The organism is Leucobacter chromiireducens subsp. solipictus (assembly GCF_016758195.1).
GTDB classification, from domain to species: Bacteria; Actinomycetota; Actinomycetes; order Actinomycetales; family Microbacteriaceae; genus Leucobacter; species Leucobacter solipictus.
Genome location: NZ_QYAC01000007.1, coordinates 117,831 through 140,292, shown reverse-complemented (window position 1 = coordinate 140,292; position 22,462 = coordinate 117,831). Strand labels below are relative to the sequence as shown.

22 protein-coding genes and 1 tRNA gene are annotated in these 22,462 nt (G+C 70.4%); 10 read left to right on the top strand and 13 right to left on the bottom strand.

The annotated features are described in order from the left end of the window. Together D3230_RS13455 and D3230_RS13450 are read left to right on the top strand one after the other, a co-directional pair. A partial coding sequence (locus tag D3230_RS13455; RefSeq protein WP_202345558.1) for a DUF4822 domain-containing protein occupies nt 1–1,042 on the top strand: 1,042 nt, incomplete at its 5' end. An 83-nt stretch (nt 1,043–1,125) separates the two neighbouring features. Next, nucleotides 1,126–2,400: an AAA family ATPase gene (locus D3230_RS13450; RefSeq protein ID WP_202345557.1), complete on the top strand. Its 1,275-nt coding sequence runs from the start codon at nt 1,126–1,128 to the stop codon at nt 2,398–2,400. Nucleotides 2,401–2,478: 78 nt separating this feature from the next. Here D3230_RS13450 and D3230_RS13445 read toward each other — a convergent pair whose 3' ends face one another. Continuing rightward, nucleotides 2,479–3,546, bottom strand: coding sequence for a biliverdin-producing heme oxygenase (locus tag D3230_RS13445; protein ID WP_337249189.1), 1,068 nt, complete (start codon nt 3,544–3,546; stop codon nt 2,479–2,481). A gap of 120 nt (nt 3,547–3,666) precedes the next feature. On the opposite strand from D3230_RS13445, the gene D3230_RS13440 reads away from it, so the two are divergent. After that, nucleotides 3,667–4,923, top strand: a complete 1,257-nt coding sequence (locus D3230_RS13440) for a serine hydrolase (RefSeq protein ID WP_202345556.1) — start codon at nt 3,667–3,669, stop codon at nt 4,921–4,923. Nucleotides 4,924–5,023: 100 nt separating this feature from the next. Beyond that, nucleotides 5,024–5,097, top strand: a tRNA-Gly gene (locus tag D3230_RS13435). Nucleotides 5,098–5,312: 215 nt separating this feature from the next. On the opposite strand, the gene D3230_RS13430 is transcribed toward D3230_RS13435, so the two are convergent. From D3230_RS13430 to D3230_RS13420, 3 genes are all read right to left on the bottom strand, one after another. Beyond that, on the bottom strand, nt 5,313–5,768 hold the full coding sequence (locus tag D3230_RS13430; protein WP_202345555.1) for a DUF3817 domain-containing protein: 456 nt from the start codon (nt 5,766–5,768) through the stop codon (nt 5,313–5,315). A gap of 66 nt (nt 5,769–5,834) precedes the next feature. Continuing rightward, on the bottom strand, nt 5,835–6,398 hold the full coding sequence (locus D3230_RS16460) for a methylated-DNA--[protein]-cysteine S-methyltransferase (protein WP_202345554.1): 564 nt from the start codon (nt 6,396–6,398) through the stop codon (nt 5,835–5,837). Then, nucleotides 6,395–8,056, bottom strand: coding sequence for a DNA-3-methyladenine glycosylase 2 family protein (locus D3230_RS13420; protein WP_337249188.1), 1,662 nt, complete (start codon nt 8,054–8,056; stop codon nt 6,395–6,397). Before D3230_RS13420 ends, D3230_RS16460 begins: the two co-directional genes overlap by 4 nt. Nucleotides 8,057–8,192: 136 nt before the next feature. Here D3230_RS13420 and D3230_RS13415 point away from each other — a divergent pair, with 136 nt between their 5' ends. The 5 genes from D3230_RS13415 (at nt 8,193) to D3230_RS13395 (ending at nt 13,328) form a co-directional block, all read left to right on the top strand. Further along, nucleotides 8,193–8,735, top strand: coding sequence for a TetR/AcrR family transcriptional regulator (locus tag D3230_RS13415; RefSeq protein ID WP_202345552.1), 543 nt, complete (start codon nt 8,193–8,195; stop codon nt 8,733–8,735). A 313-nt stretch (nt 8,736–9,048) separates the two neighbouring features. Further along, nucleotides 9,049–10,179, top strand: a complete 1,131-nt coding sequence (locus D3230_RS13410) for an ornithine cyclodeaminase family protein (RefSeq protein ID WP_337249187.1) — start codon at nt 9,049–9,051, stop codon at nt 10,177–10,179. A gap of 79 nt (nt 10,180–10,258) precedes the next feature. Further along, nucleotides 10,259–11,431, top strand: coding sequence for an N-methyl-L-tryptophan oxidase (gene solA, locus D3230_RS13405; protein WP_202345551.1), 1,173 nt, complete (start codon nt 10,259–10,261; stop codon nt 11,429–11,431). 110 nt (nt 11,432–11,541) lie between these two features. After that, complete coding sequence (locus tag D3230_RS13400) at nt 11,542–12,504, top strand: ATP-binding cassette domain-containing protein (RefSeq protein ID WP_202345550.1); 963 nt, start codon at nt 11,542–11,544, stop codon at nt 12,502–12,504. Beyond that, a complete protein-coding gene (locus D3230_RS13395) occupies nt 12,501–13,328 on the top strand; it encodes an ABC transporter permease (protein ID WP_202345549.1) in 828 nt (275 codons plus the stop codon). The genes D3230_RS13400 and D3230_RS13395 overlap by 4 nt, the downstream gene beginning before the upstream one ends. A gap of 166 nt (nt 13,329–13,494) precedes the next feature. Here the strand turns inward: D3230_RS13395 and D3230_RS13390 are convergent, their stop codons facing one another. Next, nucleotides 13,495–14,148 carry a TrmH family RNA methyltransferase gene (locus D3230_RS13390; protein WP_202345548.1) on the bottom strand — a complete coding sequence of 218 codons (654 nt, stop codon included), beginning with the start codon at nt 14,146–14,148 and terminating at the stop codon, nt 13,495–13,497. A gap of 95 nt (nt 14,149–14,243) precedes the next feature. Here D3230_RS13390 and D3230_RS13385 point away from each other — a divergent pair, with 95 nt between their 5' ends. Continuing rightward, entirely contained in the window at nt 14,244–14,657 is a 414-nt protein-coding gene (locus D3230_RS13385) for a DUF1801 domain-containing protein (RefSeq protein WP_202345547.1), read from the top strand. Here D3230_RS13385 and D3230_RS13380 read toward each other — a convergent pair. From D3230_RS13380 to mftB, 8 genes are read right to left on the bottom strand one after another with little or no spacing between them, the layout of a single operon-like run. Then, complete coding sequence (locus D3230_RS13380) at nt 14,632–15,597, bottom strand: aldo/keto reductase (RefSeq protein ID WP_202345546.1); 966 nt, start codon at nt 15,595–15,597, stop codon at nt 14,632–14,634. The genes D3230_RS13385 and D3230_RS13380 overlap by 26 nt on opposite strands. Nucleotides 15,598–15,655: 58 nt before the next feature. Further along, a complete protein-coding gene (mftF, locus tag D3230_RS13375; RefSeq protein WP_202345545.1) occupies nt 15,656–17,128 on the bottom strand; it encodes a mycofactocin biosynthesis glycosyltransferase MftF in 1,473 nt (490 codons plus the stop codon). A gap of 13 nt (nt 17,129–17,141) precedes the next feature. Further along, nucleotides 17,142–17,909 carry a mycofactocin biosynthesis peptidyl-dipeptidase MftE gene (gene mftE, locus D3230_RS13370; protein ID WP_337249186.1) on the bottom strand — a complete coding sequence of 256 codons (768 nt, stop codon included), beginning with the start codon at nt 17,907–17,909 and terminating at the stop codon, nt 17,142–17,144. After that, complete coding sequence (gene mftD, locus D3230_RS13365; protein ID WP_202345543.1) at nt 17,906–19,093, bottom strand: pre-mycofactocin synthase MftD; 1,188 nt, start codon at nt 19,091–19,093, stop codon at nt 17,906–17,908. The genes mftE and mftD overlap by 4 nt, the downstream gene beginning before the upstream one ends. A gap of 23 nt (nt 19,094–19,116) precedes the next feature. Then, nucleotides 19,117–19,983 carry a mycofactocin-coupled SDR family oxidoreductase gene (locus tag D3230_RS13360; RefSeq protein ID WP_202345542.1) on the bottom strand — a complete coding sequence of 289 codons (867 nt, stop codon included), beginning with the start codon at nt 19,981–19,983 and terminating at the stop codon, nt 19,117–19,119. Between the two features lie 48 nt (nt 19,984–20,031). Then, nucleotides 20,032–20,856 (bottom strand): mycofactocin-coupled SDR family oxidoreductase, encoded by an 825-nt coding sequence (locus D3230_RS13355; protein ID WP_202345541.1) that lies wholly within the window; start codon nt 20,854–20,856, stop codon nt 20,032–20,034. 22 nt (nt 20,857–20,878) lie between these two features. Next, a complete protein-coding gene (gene mftC, locus D3230_RS13350; RefSeq protein WP_237467558.1) occupies nt 20,879–22,192 on the bottom strand; it encodes a mycofactocin radical SAM maturase in 1,314 nt (437 codons plus the stop codon). Beyond that, a complete protein-coding gene (gene mftB, locus D3230_RS13345) occupies nt 22,189–22,455 on the bottom strand; it encodes a mycofactocin biosynthesis chaperone MftB (RefSeq protein WP_337249185.1) in 267 nt (88 codons plus the stop codon). The genes mftC and mftB overlap by 4 nt, the downstream gene beginning before the upstream one ends. Between the last annotated feature and the right edge of the window lie 7 nt (nt 22,456–22,462).

The following is a 22,462-nucleotide window of genomic DNA, read 5'->3' as shown; positions in this document are numbered from 1 at the left end:
GGAGCTGCTCGCCTCGACCGCGTGGGAAACCACCGCCGCCACCGACCAGAACGGCGCACCCGTCGCCCTCGACGACCCCGCCGTCGCAAACTTCGTCGGCTGGGCCTACTACAACACCGACGGCACCTTCACGATGTACAACCTCGACGACACCCCGAAAATGCAGGGCGACTGGGAAGTCTCCCCCGACGGCACCACCCGCACCCTCGTCGCAAAGGACGCCGCGGGCGCCGTGCTCTTCACCCGCGTCGTCCCCATCACCGTGCTCACCACCGAGGAGTTCACCTACCGGATCGTCCCCGACGCCGCCCAGCCCGACGTCTACGTCGACATCGTCCACACCCCCACCACCCACCCCGAACCCGGGACCGTGGACTACGCCCAGCTGCTCGCCTCGACCGCGTGGGAAACCACCGCCGCCACCGACCAGAACGGCGCACCCGTCGCCCTCGACGACCCCGCCGTCGCAAACTTCGTCGGCTGGGCCTACTACAACACCGACGGCACCTTCACGATGTACAACCTCGACGACACCCCGAAAATGCAGGGCGACTGGGAAGTCTCCCCCGACGGCACCACCCGCACCCTCGTCGCGAAGGACGCCTCGGGCGCCGTGCTCTTCACCCGCGTCGTCCCCATCACCGTGCTCACCACCGAGGAGTTCACCTACCGGATCGTCCCCGACGCCGCCCAGCCCGACGTCTACGTCGACATCGTCCACACCCCCACCACCCACCCCGAACCCGGGACCGTCGCACCGGAGCCGGAGCCGGAGCCGGAACCGCAGCCGGAACCGGCACCGGAGCCCGCGCCGACGCCCGAGCCGCAGCCCGAGCCCGCGCCGGAACCCGGGCCGGCGTCGCCGATGCCCTCCGCCGAGGCCGGCCCGAGCGGCACGCCTGGCGGGGGCGCGAAGGCACCCGCGGAGCTCGCGGTCACCGGATCCGGCGCTCCCGCCCTGGCCGGCGTCGCGGGCGTCGCGCTCGCCCTCCTCGGCGGCGCCACAGCCCTCGCGGCCCGGCTCCTGCGCAGGGCCGGCTAGGCATCACGGTTCCGTTCCGGCAACACCACACCGCCCCGGCGAGCGCGGCCCCCGCGCCCGCCGGGGCACAGTACCCTAGTGAGGTGTCCCGGCCCCCGCTCTCACCCGAACAGCTCTCCGTCTACGAGCGGATCGAGCACACGCGTGAACACATTTTCGTCACCGGCCGCGCGGGCACCGGCAAGTCAACGATCCTGAACCACCTCGCGTGGAACACGAGCAAGATCATCGCGGTGTGCGCCCCGACGGGGGTCGCCGCACTCAACGTCGGCGGGCAGACGATCCACTCGCTGCTGCGGCTGCCCACCGGGGTGATCGCGGACCAAGAGCTCGACCAGCCCGCGGAACTCAAGAAGATGCTCGCCTCGATCGACACGCTGGTGATCGACGAGATCTCGATGGTGTCGGCGGATCTGATGGACGCGATCGACCGTTCCCTGCGCCAGGCCCGCGGCAAGCGGCACGACCCCTTCGGCGGCGCGCAGATCATCATGTTCGGCGACCCCTACCAGCTGCCCCCGGTCCCGCCGCGGGATCCGCACGAGCGCGCCTACTTCGCCGACACGTATCGATCCCTGTGGTTCTTCGACGCGAACGTCTGGGCGACCACCGAACTCAGCACCATCGAGCTCGTCGAGGTGCACCGGCAGCGTGACGACCGCTTCAAGCAGATTCTCGGTGCTGTGCGTCACGGCGTCGTCCAGGCCGACCAGGCGGCCGAGTTGAACGGGGCGGGTGCGCGCCCCGCGCCGCGCGATGTCATCACGCTGGCCACCACCAACGCGACCGTGAACCGCATCAACGCCGAACGCCTCGCCGGCATCGGCGGCACCGCCGTGCGCGCGGTGGCCGAGGTCAACGGCGAGTTCCGTGAGAACACCTACCCTGCCGACGAGGTCCTCGAACTCAAGCCGGGGGCTCAGGTCATGTTCTTGCGCAACGACTCCGACGGTCGCTGGGTGAACGGCACGATCGGCACCGTTTCGCGCGTGGACGGCACCGTCTGGGTCGCGGTCGACGACGAGGAGTACGAGGTCGAGCCGACCGTGTGGGAGCGCTACCGATACCGCTACGACGCGGAAACGAAAAAGCTCGAGAAAGAGGTGGTTGCCGAGTTCGAGCAGTTCCCGCTGCGCCTCGCGTGGGCCGTCACCGTGCACAAGTCGCAGGGCCACACCTACGACGCCGCGGTCATCGATCTCGGACCCCGGGCGTTCAGTGCGGGTCAAACCTACGTCGCCCTGAGCCGCGTCCGCTCGCTCGACGGCCTCTTCCTCAAACGGCCGCTCCAGCCGCGCGACGTGATCGTGGACCCCAACGTGGTGCGGTTCATGCGCGGCCGCGAGGTCGCGGACTGACCGAGCGAAACGCCGAGGGCGCGTCGCGGATCGCGTGATCCGTGACGCGCCCTCGGCGCTGTGTGCGGTGTGCGGGCGCTACGCGTTCTGCGCCTTCGCGGCCCCGAGATCCACGAACACGGCCGTGTTGAAGCCGTACGCGGCGCGCACCTCCTCGAGCATGCGCTGCTGCTCGGCGTCATCCAGGCGCTCGCCCAGTGCGTCGAGTTCGGCGCGGTACGCGTTCTTGAACGCCCCGAGCGGACCGAGTCCGTCGAAGTTGTAGAAGCCGATCCCGTCGCCATCGAAGCCGTGCTGCTTCGCGACGCGCTTCGCGATCATCTGGCCGCCGGAGAGGTCCCCGAGGTAGCGCGTGTAATGGTGCGCCACGATCCCGGGCACCCAGCCCTCGGCCGCGATGTCACGGATCCGCTCCGCGTAGGCTGCGGTGGCCGGAACCGGCGTGATCTGGGTCTTCCAGTCGTCACCGAGCAGGTAGGCAAGGTCGGCCTCCAGCGCGGGCATGCGGATCAGGCCGGCGGGGTGGAACGCGGCGAGCACCGGATCCGCGCTGAGCTGCTCGGCGGCCACTTCAAGTGCCTCGTACATGAAGTAGTGCTGGGCGACGAGGTCGATGTAGTCCTGCTTCGTGCCCACGCCGCGCATGATGTCTTCCATGAAGGTGGCACCCTCGCTGTCGGAGTGGTCGCCCCAGGAGCTCTCGCGGATCACGCTCGAGAACGGCTTCTCACCGTCCGCAGTGTCCGTGGGGGCACCGTGCGGGTGCCCGCCGTGGTGGTCACCACCGTGATGACCGCCACCGTGGTGGTTCCCGTGTCCGTGGGCGTCGGCGTCCGCAGCGGGCGCGTGCTCTTCACGCGCGGACACCCCCAGCTTGTCGCACGCAACCTTGTACAGCTCGACGACCTGTCGGCGGATCTCGGGGCGCTCAGAAATCGCGCCGCCGGGCCACGACACTGCGAGTTCGTGCTCGCCCGCCGGGTCCGTGACCGTCCACACGCCACCGTCGCCGGTCACGCCGACCATCCGGCTTCCCGTTGCATCCGGATACCCAAAAGCCTTCGCAATCAGGAGGTTATCGTCGGTATGGTCGCCGTTCATGTGCCCGGTCACTGCCGACACCACGTCATCTGAAAAGATCGTCACCGCAGCAGTCTAGTAAGGATAGCCTCACTCTGCCTCCCTGAATGTTGTCACGACGGACACCCAGTAGACTTTGCCCTGTTCTGTGTCCTATATGCTTCCCGCGTAGATTGGCGGTCGAGAGTGATCCCGAAACGTGCTCATCGCGTCCGCGCCGCGGTCGTCGGACTGGTCGCCGTGGCGGCCCTGGGTCTGTCCGGTTGCACCAGCGGCGGGCTCGGCTCCGCGCCGGGCGATGTGAATTCCGTTGACGAGGGCCTCGCCTCCGGCATCGACGGCGCGATCGAAACCGCGTTGGCGTTGAGCGGTTCCACTGAGGCCGTGGTCGGCGTGTGGAGCACGGACGGCGGCGAGTACGTCCGCGGGTACGGCTCCGAGTCCGTCAGCGGCGCAAGCCGCATCCGCGGGGCGCAGGCCACCCAGCCGGTGATGTGCGCGCTCCTGCTCGACCTGGTCGACCAGGGCCGCGTCGAGCTCGACCGGGAAATCTCGGAAGATCTCACCCGCCAGTCCGGGATCGAGGGGATCACGTATCGCCAGCTCTGCGACCATCGCAGCGGCATCGCGGATTTCAAGGGCCCGTTCGGGGATCTCTTCGCGAACAACCCGACCCGCCCGTGGCCGGAGCAGGAGCTCATTGCTCAGGGCCTCGCGCACTCCCCGAAGTCGTGGCCGGGCAAGGACTTCCACCAGTCCGACACGAACGCGATCCTGCTCGCTCGCGTCCTAAAGGTGGAGACCGGCCGCGATATTGACGAGCTCCTCGCCGAGTCGGTCTTCGAACCGACAAAGATGGGGTCCACGTACTACCCCAGCATGCAGGCCACGACGGTCGCCGGCGCGACGATGACGGGCCTCAGCTACCCGATGAGCGGGGGCGCGCCCGTGTGCGAGGCCGGCCCGGTCGAGGTCGCCGAGGTGTCGCCGTCCATGCTCGCCGGCGCGGGGGCCACGGTCACGACGGTCACCGACCTGCGTAACTTCTACGCGAAGTACCTGGACGGCGGGTTCGGCGGCGAGGCGGGCGCGATCACCACGGAGTTCCAGCCCACGAAGAACCCCGCACGCGACGAGAACGGCGAACCCACCGAGGATCCTGACACCGCGGGACGGCAGTGGGCCTTCGGCATGGAGAAGATCGGCCCGCTCTACGGTCGCGCCGGATCCATGACGGGCACCCTGACCGCCGCGTACCACGATCCCGCCTCCGGCTACTCGGTCGTGGTGTCCCTGAACAACTCGAGCGCGGGCGCCGAGTTCGTGAAGCGCCTCGCGCAGCAGCTTGCCGCCGTCTCCGCGGCCGCCGGCGCCGCGCCCGAGATGCCCTGGACCGCCGAGGACCGGGCCGCCGCGGTGGCCGAGAAGGCGATCTGCCAGTAACCCGGTGCACATCGTCCGCGCGGCCCCGCCCGGACACGCGCGGACGATGTGAATCGGAGCCCCCGACCCTGCTATAGTTGGGTCGGCGTTACGCCCCTCTGGGATCGTCGTCTAATGGTAAGACATCAGCTTCCCAAGCTGAGAACGCGGGTTCGATTCCCGTCGATCCCTCCAGATCACAACACCCCCGGCCAGTGGCCGGGGGTGTTGTCGTTCCAGCGCCCGCCTGAGAGCTTCCCTCTCTCCTTCTCCCCCGCCCTCTGCGCCGAGAACTCACTCTGGCACCGAATCTCGACGCCATGCGGTGCCAGAGTGAGGTTTCGGCGGGGTGGAGGCTGGGAGGGGAGCCAGGCGGGCAGGCAGGGCCTGCGAGGGTGAACGCGGTCGGGTTACGCGCGGGGGACGGGCGGGCCCATCCAGAGCAGCAGCGAGAACGCGGCGGTGACGCCGAGCAGGAGGATCAGGATCGCGAGGAACGGGTGCCGCAGCACCCAGGCCTGCACGTGCTCCACGAACCCCCGGGGTTCGTCGCGCCCGGGGGCGAGCCGCCAGACGCCCTGCAGTTTGCCCTTGCGGTCCATCACGAGCTCGTACGGGAGCGTGGCGAACGGGATGACGGCCGAGACGAGCCCGAGCATGCCCGCGCCGGCACTCCAGCGCTGGTTGACCCACACGAACACGGTGATCACCACGTAGGCCAGGAACACGAAGCCGTGGACCCCGCCGGCGGGGCGCACGAGTGCGTCCGTGACCCCGGTTCCGCGCAGGATCAGTGCGGTGATCAGCCCCGCCCAGGTGACGAGTTCAGCGAATGCGAAAGTGCGAAACAGGGCGCGGGGTGACATGCGTTCAACCGTAGCGGGTGAAAGGTGAGGTTTCCCCGCACGAGCCGCGCACGGACCGGTCCGTGATCAGCCGAGCAACGCCCCCTCGTGCTGCAGCAGACGCTCCTTGATCTCGACCCCGAACAGGTACCCGCCCAGACCGCCGTCGGTGCGCACGATTCGGTGGCACGGCACCACCAGCGCGACCAGGTTATTCGCGCAGCCGGAGGCCGCGGCGCGCACGGCGCTCGGGCGCCCGGCGCGCGCCGCGAGTTCCGTGTACGTGACCGCCCGGCCGGCGGCCACCTGCCGCAGCGCGCGCCACACCTCGCCCCGGAACGGCGTCTCGGGCTGCGCGACCGGGAGCGCGTCCACGGCGGCCAGCTCTCCCCCCGCGTAGGCGCGAAGTGCCTCGGGAATCTGCCCCGTCGCCGTCTCGGCCGGTGCGAGCCCGCGCCCGGCACGCGCCGGGTCGAGCGCCGCGAGTCGGGTGAGGAGGCTGTGCGCTTCGGGATCCTCCGGCGTCGCGAAGCCGCCCGCGCGCAGCGCGCCGTCCTCCGGCGTCCAGATCGCGCGGAACGGGTGACCGACGATGTCGACGGTGACGTGTGCGAGCGGCGCGGACGCATCGCTGCGGGGTACGGAATTCACGGGGTGTCCTTTCGTGCGGCCGCCGCGAGGAAGTCGGCCCAGAGGTGTTGGGTGGCGTAGCCGCGGAACGGCCGCCAGGGTTCGGCGAGGCGCTCGGCATCGCGCGGCTTGTCCACCCCGAGCGCGCGGCGCAGGATCAGATCACCCGCGGGGTAGGCGTCCGGGTCACCGAGCGCCCGCATCGCGACAAGCTCCACCGTCCACGGGCCGATGCCGCGGATCGCGCCAAGTTCGGCGCGCGCTCGGGCGCGATCCGCGCCGGGGCCGAGGTCGAGCCCCGCGGCGAGCGCGACCGCGAGCGCACGCAGCGTCTCGGCCCGCGCCCCCGTGATCCGCAGCCGTGACTGCAGCTCGGCTGCCGTGCAGCCCGCGATGCGGCGAACATCGACGCGGGGCAGGAATCCCGCCGCGACGCCACCGGCGGAGACAGCATCAGGAGTCCCGTCAGAAAGCCCGGCGGGGGCACCAGTGGCGGCACTGTCGGGCAGCCGCGCGAATGCGGCGACGAGGCGGCCCTGCAGGGTGCGCGCGGCGGCCAGCGACACCTGTTGGCCGAGCACCGTGGCGAGCGCGAACTCGTGCGGATCCCGCGCGGCCGGGAGCCGCAGTCCGGGTCGGTACGCCACGAGCGGGGCGAGCACGGGGTGGTCGCCGAGGGCCGCCGCGATCTGCCCGGGGTCGGCATCGAGGTCGAGCATGCGGCGCACCGCGTGGATCGCGGGCAGCGTGTCGGCGAGGGTCGGCAGCGTCAACACGACCGGGACGTCCACCGCCGAAACGCCCGCCTGCCGTGCCACCTCGGGCACCGCGTCCCAGTCGATGCGCACCGCCGCGGTGCCGCCGGGCACGTCGACGGCGTGCGCGGTTGCCGCGCCCGGGCCCGCGGCGTCCCGACCCGGGATGGCGTGCGCGACGAGGAAGGCGCGGGTCGCCGCGGGGTCGAACGGGGCGCGCGTGCGCAGCCGCAGGGCGAGCCGCGGCCGCTCGTCAGACACGGGGCCGTCGGCCCCATCGCTACCGACGACACCGCCAGCGCCGCCGCCAGCCCGGCCCGCCCCAGCGGAGCCGCCAGCGCCCGCCGCCCGACGCGCGAGTTCCGAGGGGGCGACCCCGAATTCCTCGCGCATCGTGTCGCCGAACTGCCGCACGCTTCCGAAGCCCGCGGCGAAGGCGACGTCCGTGAGCGGCAGCGCCGTTTGCTCGATCAGCGCCCGGGCGGCGTGGGCGCGTCGCGTGCGCGCCAGCTGCAGCGGAGTCGCCCCGACCCCGTCGAGGAGCAGGCGCCGCAGGTGTCGCTCGCTCACCGCGAGTTCGCCGGCGAGGCCCGCGACGCCGACCGTGTCGATCGCGCCGTCGCGGATCCGTCGCACGGCCCGCGCCACGAGGTCGCCTCGAACATCCCAGTCGCGGGTGCCGGGCACCGCGTCCGGCCGGCATCGCTTGCACGCTCGGAATCCCGCGGCCACACACGCGGCGGCCGTCGCGAAGAAGCGGCAGTTCTCGGGCTTCGGCTTGCGCGCCGGGCACGAGGGCCGACAGTAAATGCCGGTGCTCGTCACCCCGAGGTAGACGCGTCCGTCCCAGCGGGCGTCACGACCCGCGATAGCGCGGTAGCACGCGTCGCGGTCGATCGGGAGGACGGCATCGGGGGGAGTCACGGTTCTATTGTCGTGGTCGGATCCGACATCCGCGCGCGGAAATCGGACATCGTGGTGCGCGATGGGCGGAAGCCCCGACGCTCGCCCGCCGGAATCGTCGTGCGCGGGGGCCACGCCGTCGCGTACCCTCGAACACATGAAGGACGTGTCCGGGCGCTCAGCGCTGCTGCGAGCCACCGTTGTCGTCGTCGCGAACGGCGGGCTCCGGGCGCTCACCTACCGCGCCGTGGCCGCCGAGGCGGGCGTGTCCCACGGGCTCGTCCGGCACCACTTCGGCACGCGGGATCAGCTCATCGCGGAGGCGATGGAGTACGCGATCCACACGAGCCTGCGCGATTCCAACATGCTCTCCGAGGCGCTGACGCCGGAGGAGTTCGCGGGCGGGATCGAGTCGCTCGCCGAACGCGAGGCCAGCATTCAGTCGTTCCAGTACGAGCTGCTGCTCGAGTCCCGCCGGCGCGCCGAGCTGCGTCCCCTCGCCGAACTGCACTATCGCTCCTACCGCGACGCGATCGCGGGCCAACTCGAAAAGCTCGGCGTCGACGATCCGGAACTCACGGAGCTGATCTGGTTCACGCTCGACGGGATCGTGTTCAAGCAGCTCGTGCTCGCGGAGGACGTCGCACCGGCGGTGCGCCGGATGCGGGCGCTGGTCGCCGCCGCGGTACCGGCGCACTAACGCGTGTCCGCGACATAGCTCCGGGACCGCGTGGCCCAGCCATTGCGCACGAGTCTCAGACCGTCGGAGATTCACGAAATCCGAGGAGATGTTCTCCCGGAAACTGGGCCTGGGTGCAGGATCTCCGAGGGTGCGGGGGTCGCGGCTGCGCGTGTGCGAAGTCAGCGCACACGCCTGTGATCCGAGCGCACGGCGCCCGGGCGTCCTTGACTATCCAAATGGATAGTTTTAGGCTGGCGCTACTCGCGGCGCCCACTGCCGGGCCCGCGTCGGGCGCAGCTGCCCGGCCGCCAATTGAAAGAGACACACCGCCGTGACCGACACACAGATCGACTTCCTCTACCTCAGCGAGCCCGACATGATCCGGGCCGGCGTGACCGACATGGCCGCCTGCGTGGACACCATGACCGACATGCTCGCGCTGTTCGCCGCCGGCGACTACCGCATGGCCGGGACCGAGAACAACTCGCACGGCGCACAGATCTACTTCCCGGCGGAAGCAACGTTCCCGGGCATGCCGACCGACGGCCCCGACCGCCGCTTCATGGCGATGCCCGCGTACCTCGGCGGCGACTACCAGATGGCCGGGTGCAAGTGGTACGGCTCGAACGTCGAAAACAAGCAGCGCGGCCTCCCCCGCTCGATCCTGATGTTCACCCTCAACGACAAGGACACCGGGGCCCCACTCGCGATCATGTCCGCGAACCTGCTCAGCGCCTACCGCACCGGCGCGATCCCGGGCGTCGGTGCCCGCTACCTCGCCCGCGAGGACGCCCGCGTCGTCGGCATCGTGGGCCCCGGCCCCATGAACCGCACCTCGCTCGAGTCCTTCCTCGCGGTGCGGCCCGGCATCGACACGGTCAAGGTGGCCGGCCGCGGGCAGGCAAGCGTCGACACGTTCATCGCGTGGGCCCAGGAACGCTTCCCGCAGATCACCACGATCACGCAGGTCGCCGACATGGAGGCCGCCGTGCGCGATTCGGACATCGTCAGCGTCGCGGTCCCCAGCGAATCGGGTTCCGAGCACTACCCGCATATCGCCGACGAGTGGGTGAAGCCCGGCGCATTCATCTGCTGCTCCGCGCACCTCGCCCTCGACGAGTCCCTCACCTTGCGCTCCCGCCACGTCGCGGATGCCCGCCGCATCTACGAGGCATGGGCCGAGGAGCTGCCCGCCCCCGCGCACGAAACCGTGGGGATCTGGGGCATGCACCTCGTGGACCGCGTGCGCGACGGCCGTATGACCCCCGAGCAGTTCGAGGACATCGGCGAGATCATCCAGGGCAAGACCCCGGGCCGCCAGCACGAGGACGAGGTGTTCATCTACTCCGTCGGCGGGATGCCCGTCGAGGACGTGGCCTGGGCCACCCAGGTGTACCGCAACGCGGTGCGCGACGGGATCGGCACGAAGCTCAACCTGTGGGAGACCCCCGCGCTCGCCTAACCGTGCGGGCCCCGGCCCCACACGCAACGCTCCGCCGGATCCCGCGATCCGGCACCACATCCGAGAAGAAGAGGACAACATGGATCTACAGCAGACCGACGTGGTGGTCATTGGTGCCGGTGCCGTCGGCGCGATGGCGCTCTGGCAGCTCAGCAAGCGCGAGGGCCTGTCGGTCGTCGGGATCGAGCAGTTCGGCCGCGTGCACGCGCACGGCTCCTACGCCGGCGAGTCCCGCGTGTTCCGCACCGCCGTGCACGAGGGCGGCACGTATGTGCCCATGATCCAGCGCTCCCGCGAACTGTGGCGCGAACTTGAGCGCGAGTCGGGACGCGACATCTACGTCGAGGTGGGCGCCCTGAGCATCGCACCGGAGGGCTTCCCCGATCTCGTGACCGCGCAGGGCACCGTGCGCGAGTTCAACCTGGAGCACCGGATGCTCAGCACCGAGGAACTGCGCGCCGAGTTCCCGCAGCACCGCGTGCAGGACGGCGATGTCGGGCTCCTCGACGCGCACGGCGGCGGCCTGCGCCCCGAGGTCGCGATCATGAGCGCGCTGGATCTCGCCGAGGCGAACGGGGCACAGTTGCACTTCAACACCCCCGTGATCGACATCGAGGAGCGCCCGAACGGCGTCGTGGTGCGCACCACGCAGGGTGCCTGGCTGGCCCGCACCGTCGTGGTGGCATCGGGATCCTGGTCCACGCGGCTCTCGCCCGAACTCGACGATCTGCTGCGCCTGCAGGTGCTCGGCCTCACCTGGTTCATGCCGAAGCGTCCCGAGCTCTTCGTGCCCGAGCGCTTCCCCGTGTTCCTCCGCGACGCCGGATCCGTGCACTTCTTCGGGGCCCCGAGCCTGGACGGCTACGCGTTCAAGGCCTGCACGAACCCCGAATGGCCGGTGTTCCGTGACGTGTCGGAGGTGCCCACCCACCACACGCGCGAGGAGCTGATCCGGATCGGGCAGCGCGCCGCCGAGCTGTTCGAGGGGATCAACCCCGAGCCCGTCCGGGAAAGCGTGCACCACTGCGCGTACACGCCGGACCGCCTCCCCGTGATCGACCGCAGCGCGAGCGGCCGGATCGTGACGTTGACCGGATTGTCGGGCCACGGCTTCAAGTTCGCCCCGAAGGTGGGCGAGTGGGCCGCGCAGCTCGTCGCGGGCGAAGACGCGTACGTGGATCCGCGCTTTGCGCTCGCCGCGCACCTCGAGCGCCTCGCGGTGACCGGGCCGTACACGGGCGGCGGCCACTAACGCAGCGACCAGCCCCTGGGTGCGCACGGCCCCCACGCCCCGGCCTATCCGGGGCGTGGGGGCTTCGCTAGCATGGAAGCACCTGCACGATCCACGCGAAGGGACGGCCAATGCACCACCCCGTCAGCGTTACGGGCCTCACCAAGACCTTTGGCTCCGTGCGCGCAGTGAACGGCGTCACATTCACCGCCGAACCCGGTCGCGTCACCGGGTTCCTCGGCCCGAACGGCTCCGGCAAGACCACCACCCTCGCGATGATCCTCGGACTCGTGCGACCGGATAGCGGCACCGCCACCATCGGCGGGGTGCCGTACGCGGAACTCGAACGCCCCGCGCTCACCGTCGGGGCATCGCTCTCCGCGGACTTCCACCCCGCACACACCGGCCGGGCGCACCTCGATATCGCGCGCCGAGCTATCGGGGTTCCCGAGGAGCGCTGCGCTGAAGTGCTGGAGCTCGTGGGCCTCAGCGACGCCGCGGACCGCAAAACTGGCGGCTACTCGCTCGGCATGCGCCAACGGCTCGCCCTCGGAACGGCCCTGCTGGGCGATCCCGACGTGATCCTGCTCGACGAGCCCATCAACGGGCTCGACCCCGAGGGCATCCGCTGGATCCGGGTCCTGCTGCGTCATCTCGCAAGCAGCGGCAAGACCGTCCTGCTGTCCTCGCACCTCCTGAGCGAGGTGCAGCAATCAGTGGACGATGTCGTGGTGATCCGGCGCGGCGAACTCGCCTTCGCGGGCACGCTCGACCAGCTGCAGCGCGGTGCCGGCGAAGAGACCGTGCTCGTCTCGGCCAGCGATCAGGCCGGCCTCGGCCGCGCGCTGGAGGCCGCCGGAGCGCAAGTTCGCGGCACGCGCGGCGACACCATGCGCGTCACGGGCCTCGACCCCGCGGCCGTGGGACGGGTCGCGCTCGACTCCGCGATCCCGCTCAGCCACCTCAGCATCGAGGCCGGGCAGCTCGAACAGAGCTTCTTGGACCTCATTGACGGCAACGCACACGGCGCGAGCGCCGGAGCACCGCCCGAGCCGCCCACCGCGCAGACACCGCACGAGGGAGCCCACGCATGAGCCGCTTGAGTCGCAGTATCTCCGCCGAGTGGCGGAAGGTCCGCTCCACCAAGCTGTGGTGGATCCTCGCGATCGTCCTCGCGGCGTATTCCGCGATGATGGCCGCCGTGTTCGCGTTCATGTTCGGCACGCTCGCCGCCGACATGGGCGGCGTGGCGCTCCCCGCACGGGAGGCCGCGGAGCTCGTCTACTCCTCCGTGTCGACGTTCGGCTATGTGATCCCGCTCCTGTTCGGCGCGCTCATGGCGACCGGCGAGCTGCGCCACCGCACGCTCGCGCTCACCTTCACCCTCGAACCGCGCCGGGGCGTGGTACTCAGCGGCAAGGTGATCGTGCTGCTGCTGATGGGGCTCGTCCTCGGACTCGCCGGGGTGCTCGGTGCCGTCGCCGCCGGCGGCGCGGTCTTCGCGGCCACGGGCGGGGACGCGGCGCTCGCGGAACCTGCGATCTGGGCGCTCATCGCGCGGATCCTCGGCGCGATCGCGATCTGGGCGGTGATCGGATTCGGCGTCGGGTTGCTCGTGCGCAACCAGGCCTTCGCGATCGTGCTCACCCTCGTCTTCACCCAGTTCGTGGAGCCCGTCTTGCGCATGGCGGCGGGGTTCTGGGACTGGAGCGCGCAGCTCGCGAAGTTCCTCCCCGGGGCGGCGAGCGACTCCTTCGTCGGTGCCAGCGTCATGAACAGCATGTCGGCCGTGGACCCGACGATGCCCGAATCGGCGCAGCCGCTCGGCATCTGGGGCGGGCTCGCCGTGCTCATCGCGTACGCGGTGGTGACGGTGTTCCTCGGCTGGCTGACGCGCTGGCGCGCGGACGTGAACTAGCCGCGGCGGGGGGGACTCGCGGGGCACGAGCGGCGAGAGATCCCGACGTGCCCGCTCACCGCGCCGTCGCGGGCATCCATGAGTGAGTTTTCGGGGCTTGGCCGCGCTGAAGGCCCGGAAACTCACCCATGGACGCGCGCTGCGTGAGCAGCGGTGCGGGCACGGACTAGCGCGGCACGAGCGGCGAGTGCTGCTGCACCCAGCTGAACATGGTGACCGCCGCCGCGGCCGAGGCGTTGATCGAGCGCGTCGAACCGTACTGCGTGATCTCCACGACCGCCTCGGAGGCGGCGATCGCCTCGGCGCTCAGGCCCGGCCCCTCCTGCCCGAAGAGCATCACGCAGCGTTCCGGCCACTCGAAGGTCTCCATCGGCACGCAGCCCGGCACATTGTCGATCGCGATGATCGGGATCCCCTCGGCGGCAGCCCAGGCCACGAGCGCGGCCACGTCCTCCCGGTGCTCGACGTGCTGGTAGCGATCCGTCACCATCGCGCCCCGCTTGTTCCAGCGGCGACGGCCCACGATGTGCACCGTGTCCGCGGCAAACGCGTTGGCGCTGCGCACGATCGAGCCGATGTTCATGTCGTGCTGCCAGTTCTCGATCGCCACGTGGAAACGGTGCCGGTGCTCGTCGAGATCGGCCACAATCGCGGGCATGCGCCAGTAGCGGTACCGATCGATCACGTTGCGGCTGTCCCCGTGTTCGAGGAGTTCGGGATCGTAACGTTCATCCTCGGGCCACGCGTCACGCCCACCGGGCCAGGGGCCGACCCCCGCGGTGGTGCGTTCCGGGTGCGGGGCTGCGGGCGTCTCATTCACGGTTCCATTCTCGCAGGAGACGCGGGCCGCTCAGCCGCATAGGATGGGGACACGCACCGCCCGGTGCCCCGAATCCCCCAGCCGAGGAGGCCGCCGTGGCCGCGTCTTCACCCGCGATGTCCCCGTCCGACATGCCTGTTGAGGAGGCACTGGATCGCGCGACTGGCCCGCGCCGCGCCGAGGCGGACACACTGCTCGCGCTGTTCTCCGAGCTCATCGACGCACCGCCCGTGGTGTGGGCCGGGCGGATCATTGGCTTTGGCGAGTTCGAGTACCGCTACGAGTCGGGCCACGGCGGCCGCGCCCCGGTGCTCGCGTTCGCCACGGGCCCCCGTCAGCACACGATCTATCTCGTGAACGATTTTGCCGAGCGCTGGCCCGAGCTCCTGGCTGAGCTCGGGCCGCATCGCTCCAGCACGGTGTGCCTCTACCTCACCCGTCTCACCACGGTCGACCTGGGGGTGCTCCGGCAGCTGCTCGAACTCACGCTGGCCGAGACGCCGCACTGAGCCGCGCGAGCTCGTCCGCGCTCAGCGCCACGGTGAGGGTGGCGAGGAGCGCGTCCAGTTGCTCAACGGTCCGGGCGCTCGCCAAGGGCGCGGTCACCGTCGGCTGCCCCTGCAGCCAGGCCAATGCGACGGTCGCGACATCGAGACCGCGATCCTGCGCGATCTCGTCGAGGACCGTCAGCACCGCCCGGCCGCGCTCGTGCAGGTACGCGATGGCCCCCTCCGCACGAGCACTCGCCCCGGCAATCGTGGCGTCCGCGCCGCTCCGATACTTCCCGGTGAGGAAGCCTTTCGCGAGCGAGAAGTAGGGGAACACGGCAAGCTCTTCGGTCTCGGCGACCGCACGCAGCCCGTTCGTCTCGAACTCCCGTTCGACGAGGTTGTAGTGCGGCTGCAGTGCCACCGGCAGGTGAAAGCCCCCGGAGCGGGCGATGCGCACCCATTCGGCCACCCGCTCAGCGGAGTAGTTCGAGACGCCAATCGCACGAATCTTCCCCGCGTCGACGAGCGCCGAGAAGGCGGCGACCGTCTCTTCGAGCGGCGTCTCGGGATCGTCGTAGTGCGCGTAGTACAGGTCGATGTGATCCGACCCGAGCCGCGCAAGCGAGGCGTCCGCAGCCGCCCGCACGTTCGCTGCGGCAAGCCCCAGGAAGTCCGGGTGCGTGGAGACCTTGGTCGCGATGACCACGCGGTCCCGCGCGCCCCGCACCGTGAGCCACTCGCCGATGATCGACTCCGATTCCCCGCCGGTGTGGCCGGGCACCCAGTGCGAATAGCCGTCGGCGGAGTCGACGAAGTTGCCGCCGCCGGCGGTGAAGGCATCGAGCACGGCGAATGATTCCGCACGGTCCGCGGTCCATCCGAACACGTTGCCCCCGAGGGCGAGCGGGGCGACTTCGAGGGCGGACTGGCCGATCCGGCGGGGCGGGGTGAGGGTCATGGCGGCACTCCTTTGTGAGGTGAGATGGTCCCTCACCATAACGTGGCCCGCCGCACGGTCATTCCCCCGCGCGGGCGCGACGCACAATGACGGGGCGCAGGCTGCCGCACTGCCCCGCACGGAGGGCGCCCCACCACACGCCCGTGCCGTACGCCAGGTCGTCGAGGCGACGCGCCACCCCGAACCGGAGCGGGTCGAGTCGGGTGCCGGAGCGGCCCCACGCACGGAGCGCATCGCCGAGCGCGACGGCGAGCGCCACACGCCGCATTCGCCGCGACCCCAGCGCGCCCAGCGCCGTCACGGGCCACCAGTGCCGAAGGAGCAGCCCGGCCCACTGCCTGAGCACGGCAGCCACCGAAAGCGTCGTGAGCACACCCGCGGTGCGAGTCGGTCGAGGGAGCGTGCGCACCTGATAGCGCAGGCGCCCGAACACGCTCACGAGCAGCCCGCCCCCGAACGCCAGCGACCAGCGGCGATCCAGCAGGAGGAACAGCGGCACCAGCACACCCCACCGCGGGAAGCGGGCTGGTGCGGCGCGGCCCGGGTGTCGGCGGGAGAGGGGCTGAGCGCTCGTCCCGTACCTGAACTTCCTGACCAGCCACGGGACGAAGCGCGTGCGATGCGCGTGCCGCACGATCACGCTGGGGTCGTAGCGGGCGCGCCATCCTGTGTCGACGAGCCGCCAGACGAGGTCCACGTCCTCCCCGAATCGAAGCTCCGGTGCGAAGCCCGACCCCAGCGCCTCGGTCCGCGCGAGCAGGCAAGCGGCCGGGAGCCACCCCAGGTGCCCTCCGGGACGGACGAGCCCCGGCTCAGGCCCCAGATCGAGGGACGAGGAGCTCGCTTCGTAGCGGCCGAGCCAGGTCCTGCTCCCCGCGGCATCGCCGAGCCCACGCACGCGGGGCGCGACGACCCCGAGCCCGGGATCCGCGGCGTGGCGCAGGAGCGCGGTCAGGGCCCCGGGTTCGAGCACCACGTCACTGTCGACGAACGCGACGAACCGGGTCCGCACGGCGGCGAGCCCCGTGTTTCGCGCCGCCCCCGGACCACCGTTGACCGGCCGCCGGATCAGCGTTGCCCCGCGCGCCTGCGCGATCTCGCGAAGCCGTGTCGCGTCCGCCGCGTCGGCCGTGCCGTCGTCCACCACAATGCGGCCCGCGAGCCCCGCCGGCAGGCTGTCGAGCGCCCGAGCCAGGCCCTCTGCCCGCCCGAAAACCGGGATCACCACGGTCAGCTCTGACAGTCGCGGCACGGGCTGGGCGGGCATCACCGGATACGCGGCGTCGATGGCGAGCAGTCGCCCCGCGAGGGCACGCCCGGTTGGCGAGTCCGTCCGGACGGTGCGCCCGGCAAGCACCTGCCGGCCGGCCGCGCTGAGCCGCATGACCCGCATCGGGGTTCCGCCCCGCAGCACGCGACCGCCGTCCGTCACCCGGGTCCGGCGCGCGAGCCGCACTCGCGCCTCCGCAAGCCACTCCACCGGTTCGCCCGCCCCGGTGCGCGGCACCGCCCGCTCAGTGCCCCGGGTCACTCGCGACTCCGGGTCACTCGGTGCCCGAGGGGCCCGGCTCGAGCATGCCGTCGGCGGCGCGCGGATTCCAGGCGGCGATACGCTCCCGCACCTCCGCGGTCGCCTGCTCCAGCAGCGTCGTTCCCGTCGCCGGAGAGGCTTCCCGCGGATCCCCCAGCACCCCCGAGGGGGCGAGCGCGCGCACTCCGTGTCGGCGCAGTTCCGGGAGCAAGCGCTCCGGCGGGTGCACCAGCCCGCGGGTCATGCGGTCGGTGCGTACCTGCGCGGGCAGGACGGCCTGCATCGCGGAGGTCTCCGCATCGCCCGCGTGCAGATCGGACGGTTCCTCCCCGCGCACGGCGCAGGAGGCCCAGGCAACATCACGCCCTTCCGCCCGAAGCGCCCGAACTGCGATCCCCAACGCGGCCACGTTTCCGCCGTGCCCGTTCAGCAGGCATACGCGAGGTGCCCAGTGGAGCGCCGAACGGCCCAGCTCGACGCAGACCGTCGCCAGCGCGGAGGTTCCGATACTCACGGTGCCCGGGAAATCCTGGTGCTCGCCGCTCGCACCGTAGGGCAGGGCCGGGCCCACAATGACCGTTCCGGTGTCCGGGGCGGACCGGCCCGGACGGGAATCGCCCGGGAACGGGAACGAGGCGGCGACTCTCACGGCGACCGCCTCGGCGATCACCGAATCGGTGTGCAGGGGCAGGTGGGGCCCGTGCTGCTCGAGCGAGCCGATGGGAATAATGAGCGTCACCCGGGGGACCGTCTCCCAGGTGTGCCTGCCGAGCGCACTCACCCGAGTCCCACTTCGAAGCCCTCGGGAATGTGCAGATCGGAGCGACTCAGCTCCGCGATCGACCGGTGCCCGAGCCCGAGCACCGCGGAGTCGAGTCCCATCCGGAGGAGGTCGAGGACGTTCTCGACCCCCGTCTGCCCATTCGCGCCAAGCCCCCACAGCGACGCACGACCGATCATCACGGCGCGCGCACCGAGGGCGAGCGCCTTCGCGACGTCACCGCCGCGGCGCACCCCGCCGTCGAGGAGCACCTCGACGTCATCGCCGACGGCCTCGGCGACGGCTCCGAGGCAGCGCACGGTGCCCGGCGTCGTGTCGAGGTTGTTCCCGCCGTGGTTTGAGACCGAGATCGCGTCCACGCCGACGTCCACGGCCCGCTTGGCGTCGTCAACTCGGGTGATGCCCTTCAGCATGAATTTCCCACCCCACTCTTCGCGGAGCCACTGGATATCGGCCCAGCTCGGGGGCGGAGTCTGCGACCACTCGCCGTACGCCCCGAAGAACGTCGGCGATGCCCCGTCCGGGGGGCGCAGGTTGGGCGCGGTGAGGTCCGGCAGCCCGGATCGCAGCCAGGTCGTGGTCCATCGTGGCCGGCGCACGCCCTCGGGTGCCATCTTGATCACCGCAGCCAGGCTCATGCGCTCGGGGATCTCGGGGCTCCCCCAGTCTCGCCCGACCGAAAACGACCAGTCGGTGGTCGCGATGAGCGCTTTCGCTCCAGCGGCACGCGCCCGGTTCATCCGTTGCACCATGGACTCCCGGGAGCCCGTCCAATACATTTGAAAGAAGGTGTTCGGATTCGCGGCGAGCACGTCTTCGACCGGCTTCGAGGCGAACGAACTCAACCCCATGATCGTTCCCCGCGCCGCCGCGGCCCGCGCCATCGCGACCTCGCCTTCCGGGCGGATCGCCTGCACGCCGGTCGGAGAGATGAGCACGGGGAACGACACCGGGACGCCCAGCACGGTGGTGCTCAGGGAGCGTTCCGCGTGGTGCCCGGCAACGTGCGGCGCGAACCGCAACTGCGCAAACGCGTCCATGTTTTCGCGCGGTGTCTGCCCCCGTTCGCTCCCCGCGACTAACGCGGCGTACACGGATGGCGGCAAGAACTTTCGCGCCCGACGCTGTGCTTCTCGGACAGTTTCGAACCACGGGTTCTTCCGCCACGGCCAGAAGGCACTCATCGTGTCACGCACTCCTCTCGCGGCTAGGCCGGGATCACCGGGGCCGGGTTGTACCCGGGCTGCAGGAGGTGTCCCGCGTCGACCGGTACGGTGATCCCGGTCACCCGCGCCGCGAGGTCCGAGTTCAGCCACAGCGCGGCGTCCGCAATCCGCTGCGCTTCGAGATAGCCGACGCCGCGCAGCGCATGGAACGAATACCCGCCGCGGAGAAACTCCTCCTCGGTGCCCTCACCAGCGGGCTTGCCGGCGATCATGTCCCACATCCCCTGCCAGTTCGTCATCGGGGTCAGCACGGCACCCGGGTGCACCGTGTTCGCGCGGATCCCGTGGGGCGCATACTCGAGCGCGATGGCTTTCATGAGCCCCACAAGGCCGAACTTCGCGGAGACATAGTGTGCATAATTTGGCCCGGGTTCCAGGCCGTTCATCGACGAGGTCATGACGATGGATCCGTGTTCGGCCTGGATCATATGCGGCAGTACCGCCCGAATGGACTTCCACACCCCGGTGAGGTTGACCGCGATCATGTCGTCCCACATCTCTTCGGTCATCTCGTGTGCCGGGGATAGCGAGTGGATCCCTGCGTTCGCGATCAGAATGTCGAGTCGCCCGAACGCGGCGATCCCCTCGGCGACCGCGCGGTCCAGGTCGGCCTGATTCCGCACGTCGCCTGTCACGGCGTGTGCACGACGTCCGAGCGCTTCCACGGCCCGGACCGTCTCCGCCATGTCCTCCTGCGTGGCCATCGGATACGCCACGGTCGCGATTTGCTGCAGGGAGTCAATCAGGATCACGTCAGCGCCCTCTCGGGCGCAGGTCGTCGCGTGCGCTCGGCCCTGGCCTCGGGCACCTCCGGTGATCAGCGCCACTTGGCCTTCGAGCATTCCCATGGTGTTCCTCTTGTCTCTTTCATCGCAGTGGTCGCGCGGTCGCGGCCATCAGTACTGGCTGACGCCCCCGTCGACGGCGAGCGCATGGCCGGTCACCCAGGCGGACTCGTCCGAAGCGAGATACAACACGGCGTTGGAAATCTCACGGGGCGGCATCTTGCCGGGCAACCACTGGGTGAACATTCCCATCAGCAGCGGATTCTCGGCTTGTTCAGCCGCGAATGGATTCGGTGCGTCGCCTCCGAAGCCCGCCGCCATCGTCGTATCGACGGCACCGGGGTGCACGCTGTTGACACGAATACCGTCCTTTGCGAGTTCCATCGCGAAGGACTTTGCCATCCCGGTGACGCCGAACTTCGCCGTGTTGTAGGGCACATTCCATGGCGACGCTTTGAGGCCGGCCGCCGAACTCGTGAGGATGATGGACCCCCCATCGCCCGCGTCGAGCATCGGTGGCAGCGCGGCCATCACCGTGTTCCAGACCCCGATGAGGTCGATGTCGATGATGGTGCGCATGATCTCCGGGGTCATCCCGTGCCAGGGGCCGACCACATCGACACCGGCGTTCGCTGCCACGATGTCCAGGCCACCCAGTGCCGAGGCTGAGTCGGTCACCACACGGCGGAGGCCCGGGAAGTCACGCACATCACAGGTCTCCGCGACAATGCGCTGACCGAGCGCCTCGACCTGCCGGACCGTCTCCTCCAGATCCGCCGCGCTCGCGGTCGGATAGGGAACGCCGGGCACCTGCGCATCGATATCGATCGCGACGATGTCAGCGCCCTCCTCGGCGAGGCGCACGGCGTGTGCCCGCCCCTGGCCACGCGCGGCCCCCGTCACAAAGGCAACCTTGCCCGCCACTCTTCCAGTCATGGGTCTTCGACTCCTCTCATCGTCACCGCGGTGCGTCATCCGCGGAGTCTGCGTCTTGGGGGCGGGCGGTGCGATCGGGGACGAACCCCGCAAGCGGGTCCGCCGCACAGGCGGTCACCGGCGGCATGGTCGCATCGCCGCGCTTCGCAAGCGTCAGCCGGACCGGCCCCAGTCCCGCTCGGCGCGGAGCCGTGCGGTGCGAATGGTCCTCCCGCGGAGCTCGCCGCGCGGAGCCGCCGCGCGCGGCGAGGAGCTCCTCACCGAAGCCCTGCACGCACTCCGGGTCGGGGCCGTCGAGCGGCAGGCCGGTGAAGAACTTCGCCGCCATGCAGCCGCCCTTGCACGTATCAAAGAATGCGCAGGACACGCACGCGCCGCCGGACTGGGGAGCGCGCAGCCGCTGGAACAACTCGGACTCGCGCCACACCCCCGCAAAGCCGCCCGGATCCCGGACGTTTCCCGCCAAGAATTCCTCGTGGATTGCGAACGGGCAGGCGTAGACCTCGCCGATTGGGTCGATCAGGCACACCACTCTCCCGGCCCCGCACAGGTTCAATCCGGGCAGGGACTCCCCGTACGCGGAAAGGTGGAAGAACGAATCGCCCGTGAGGACGTGCTCTCCGTGGGCGCGCAGCCACTCGTACAGTTCCCGCTGTTGCTCGGCCGTGGGGTGCAGATCTTCCCAAATGTCGGCGGCTCGGCCCGAAGGCCGGAGCCTGGTCAAGCGCAGCTGGGCCCCGTAGCGATCCGCGAGTGCCTTGAACTCGTCCAACTGCGGGATGTTCGTGCGCGTGCACACGACCGAGAGCTTGACGTTGCGCATGCCGGCGTTCGCGAGGTTCTCGAGTGCGCGAAGCGCGATGTCGTACGATCGCCCGCCCCGGATCGCATCGTTGACCTCCGCGGTGGCACCGTCCAGGGACACCTGCACGTCGACGTACTCGTTAGCGGCCAGTTGTGCCGCACGTTCCGGGGTGATCTTCACGCCGTTCGTGGAGAACTTCACCCCGATGTGGTGTTCCGTCGCGTAGTCGACGATCTCCCAGAAGTCCGATCGCACCGTCGGCTCGCCACCGCCGATGTTCACGTAGAACACCTGCATGCGCTCGAGTTCGTCGATGACCGCGAAGCATTCTTCGGTGCTCAACTCCCGGGGATCGCGCCGCCCCGACGCCGACAGGCAGTGAATACACGAGAGATTGCAGGCGTAGGTCAATTCCCAGGTCAGGCAGATCGGCGCGGCGAGACCGCGCTCGAAATGGTCGACCAGCCGCGGTGCCCCCGCCACGGCGGCGGCGGTCGGCTGCGGTGCCGGGCGGGCCTGCGTCATACTCATGCGTCACGCTCCTCGATCATGCGGGTGTCGGCGAGGGTGCGCAGCGCCGCGAGATAACGGTCGATGTCGGCGGGTGGCACACCCGCCGCGGTGCACGCAGCGAGCGGGCTCGCCGCGTCATCAAGTCCTTGCACCACCGCGGCGAGCACCGGGTCCTTCACGAACGAGAGCCGCCGTGTGCCGAAGTGATAGAGCAGCGCACCGAAGGTTTCCGGGCGAACGGCGACCTGCGCGTGCACGCGCCACGCCCGATCCACGTCCACGGTTCGG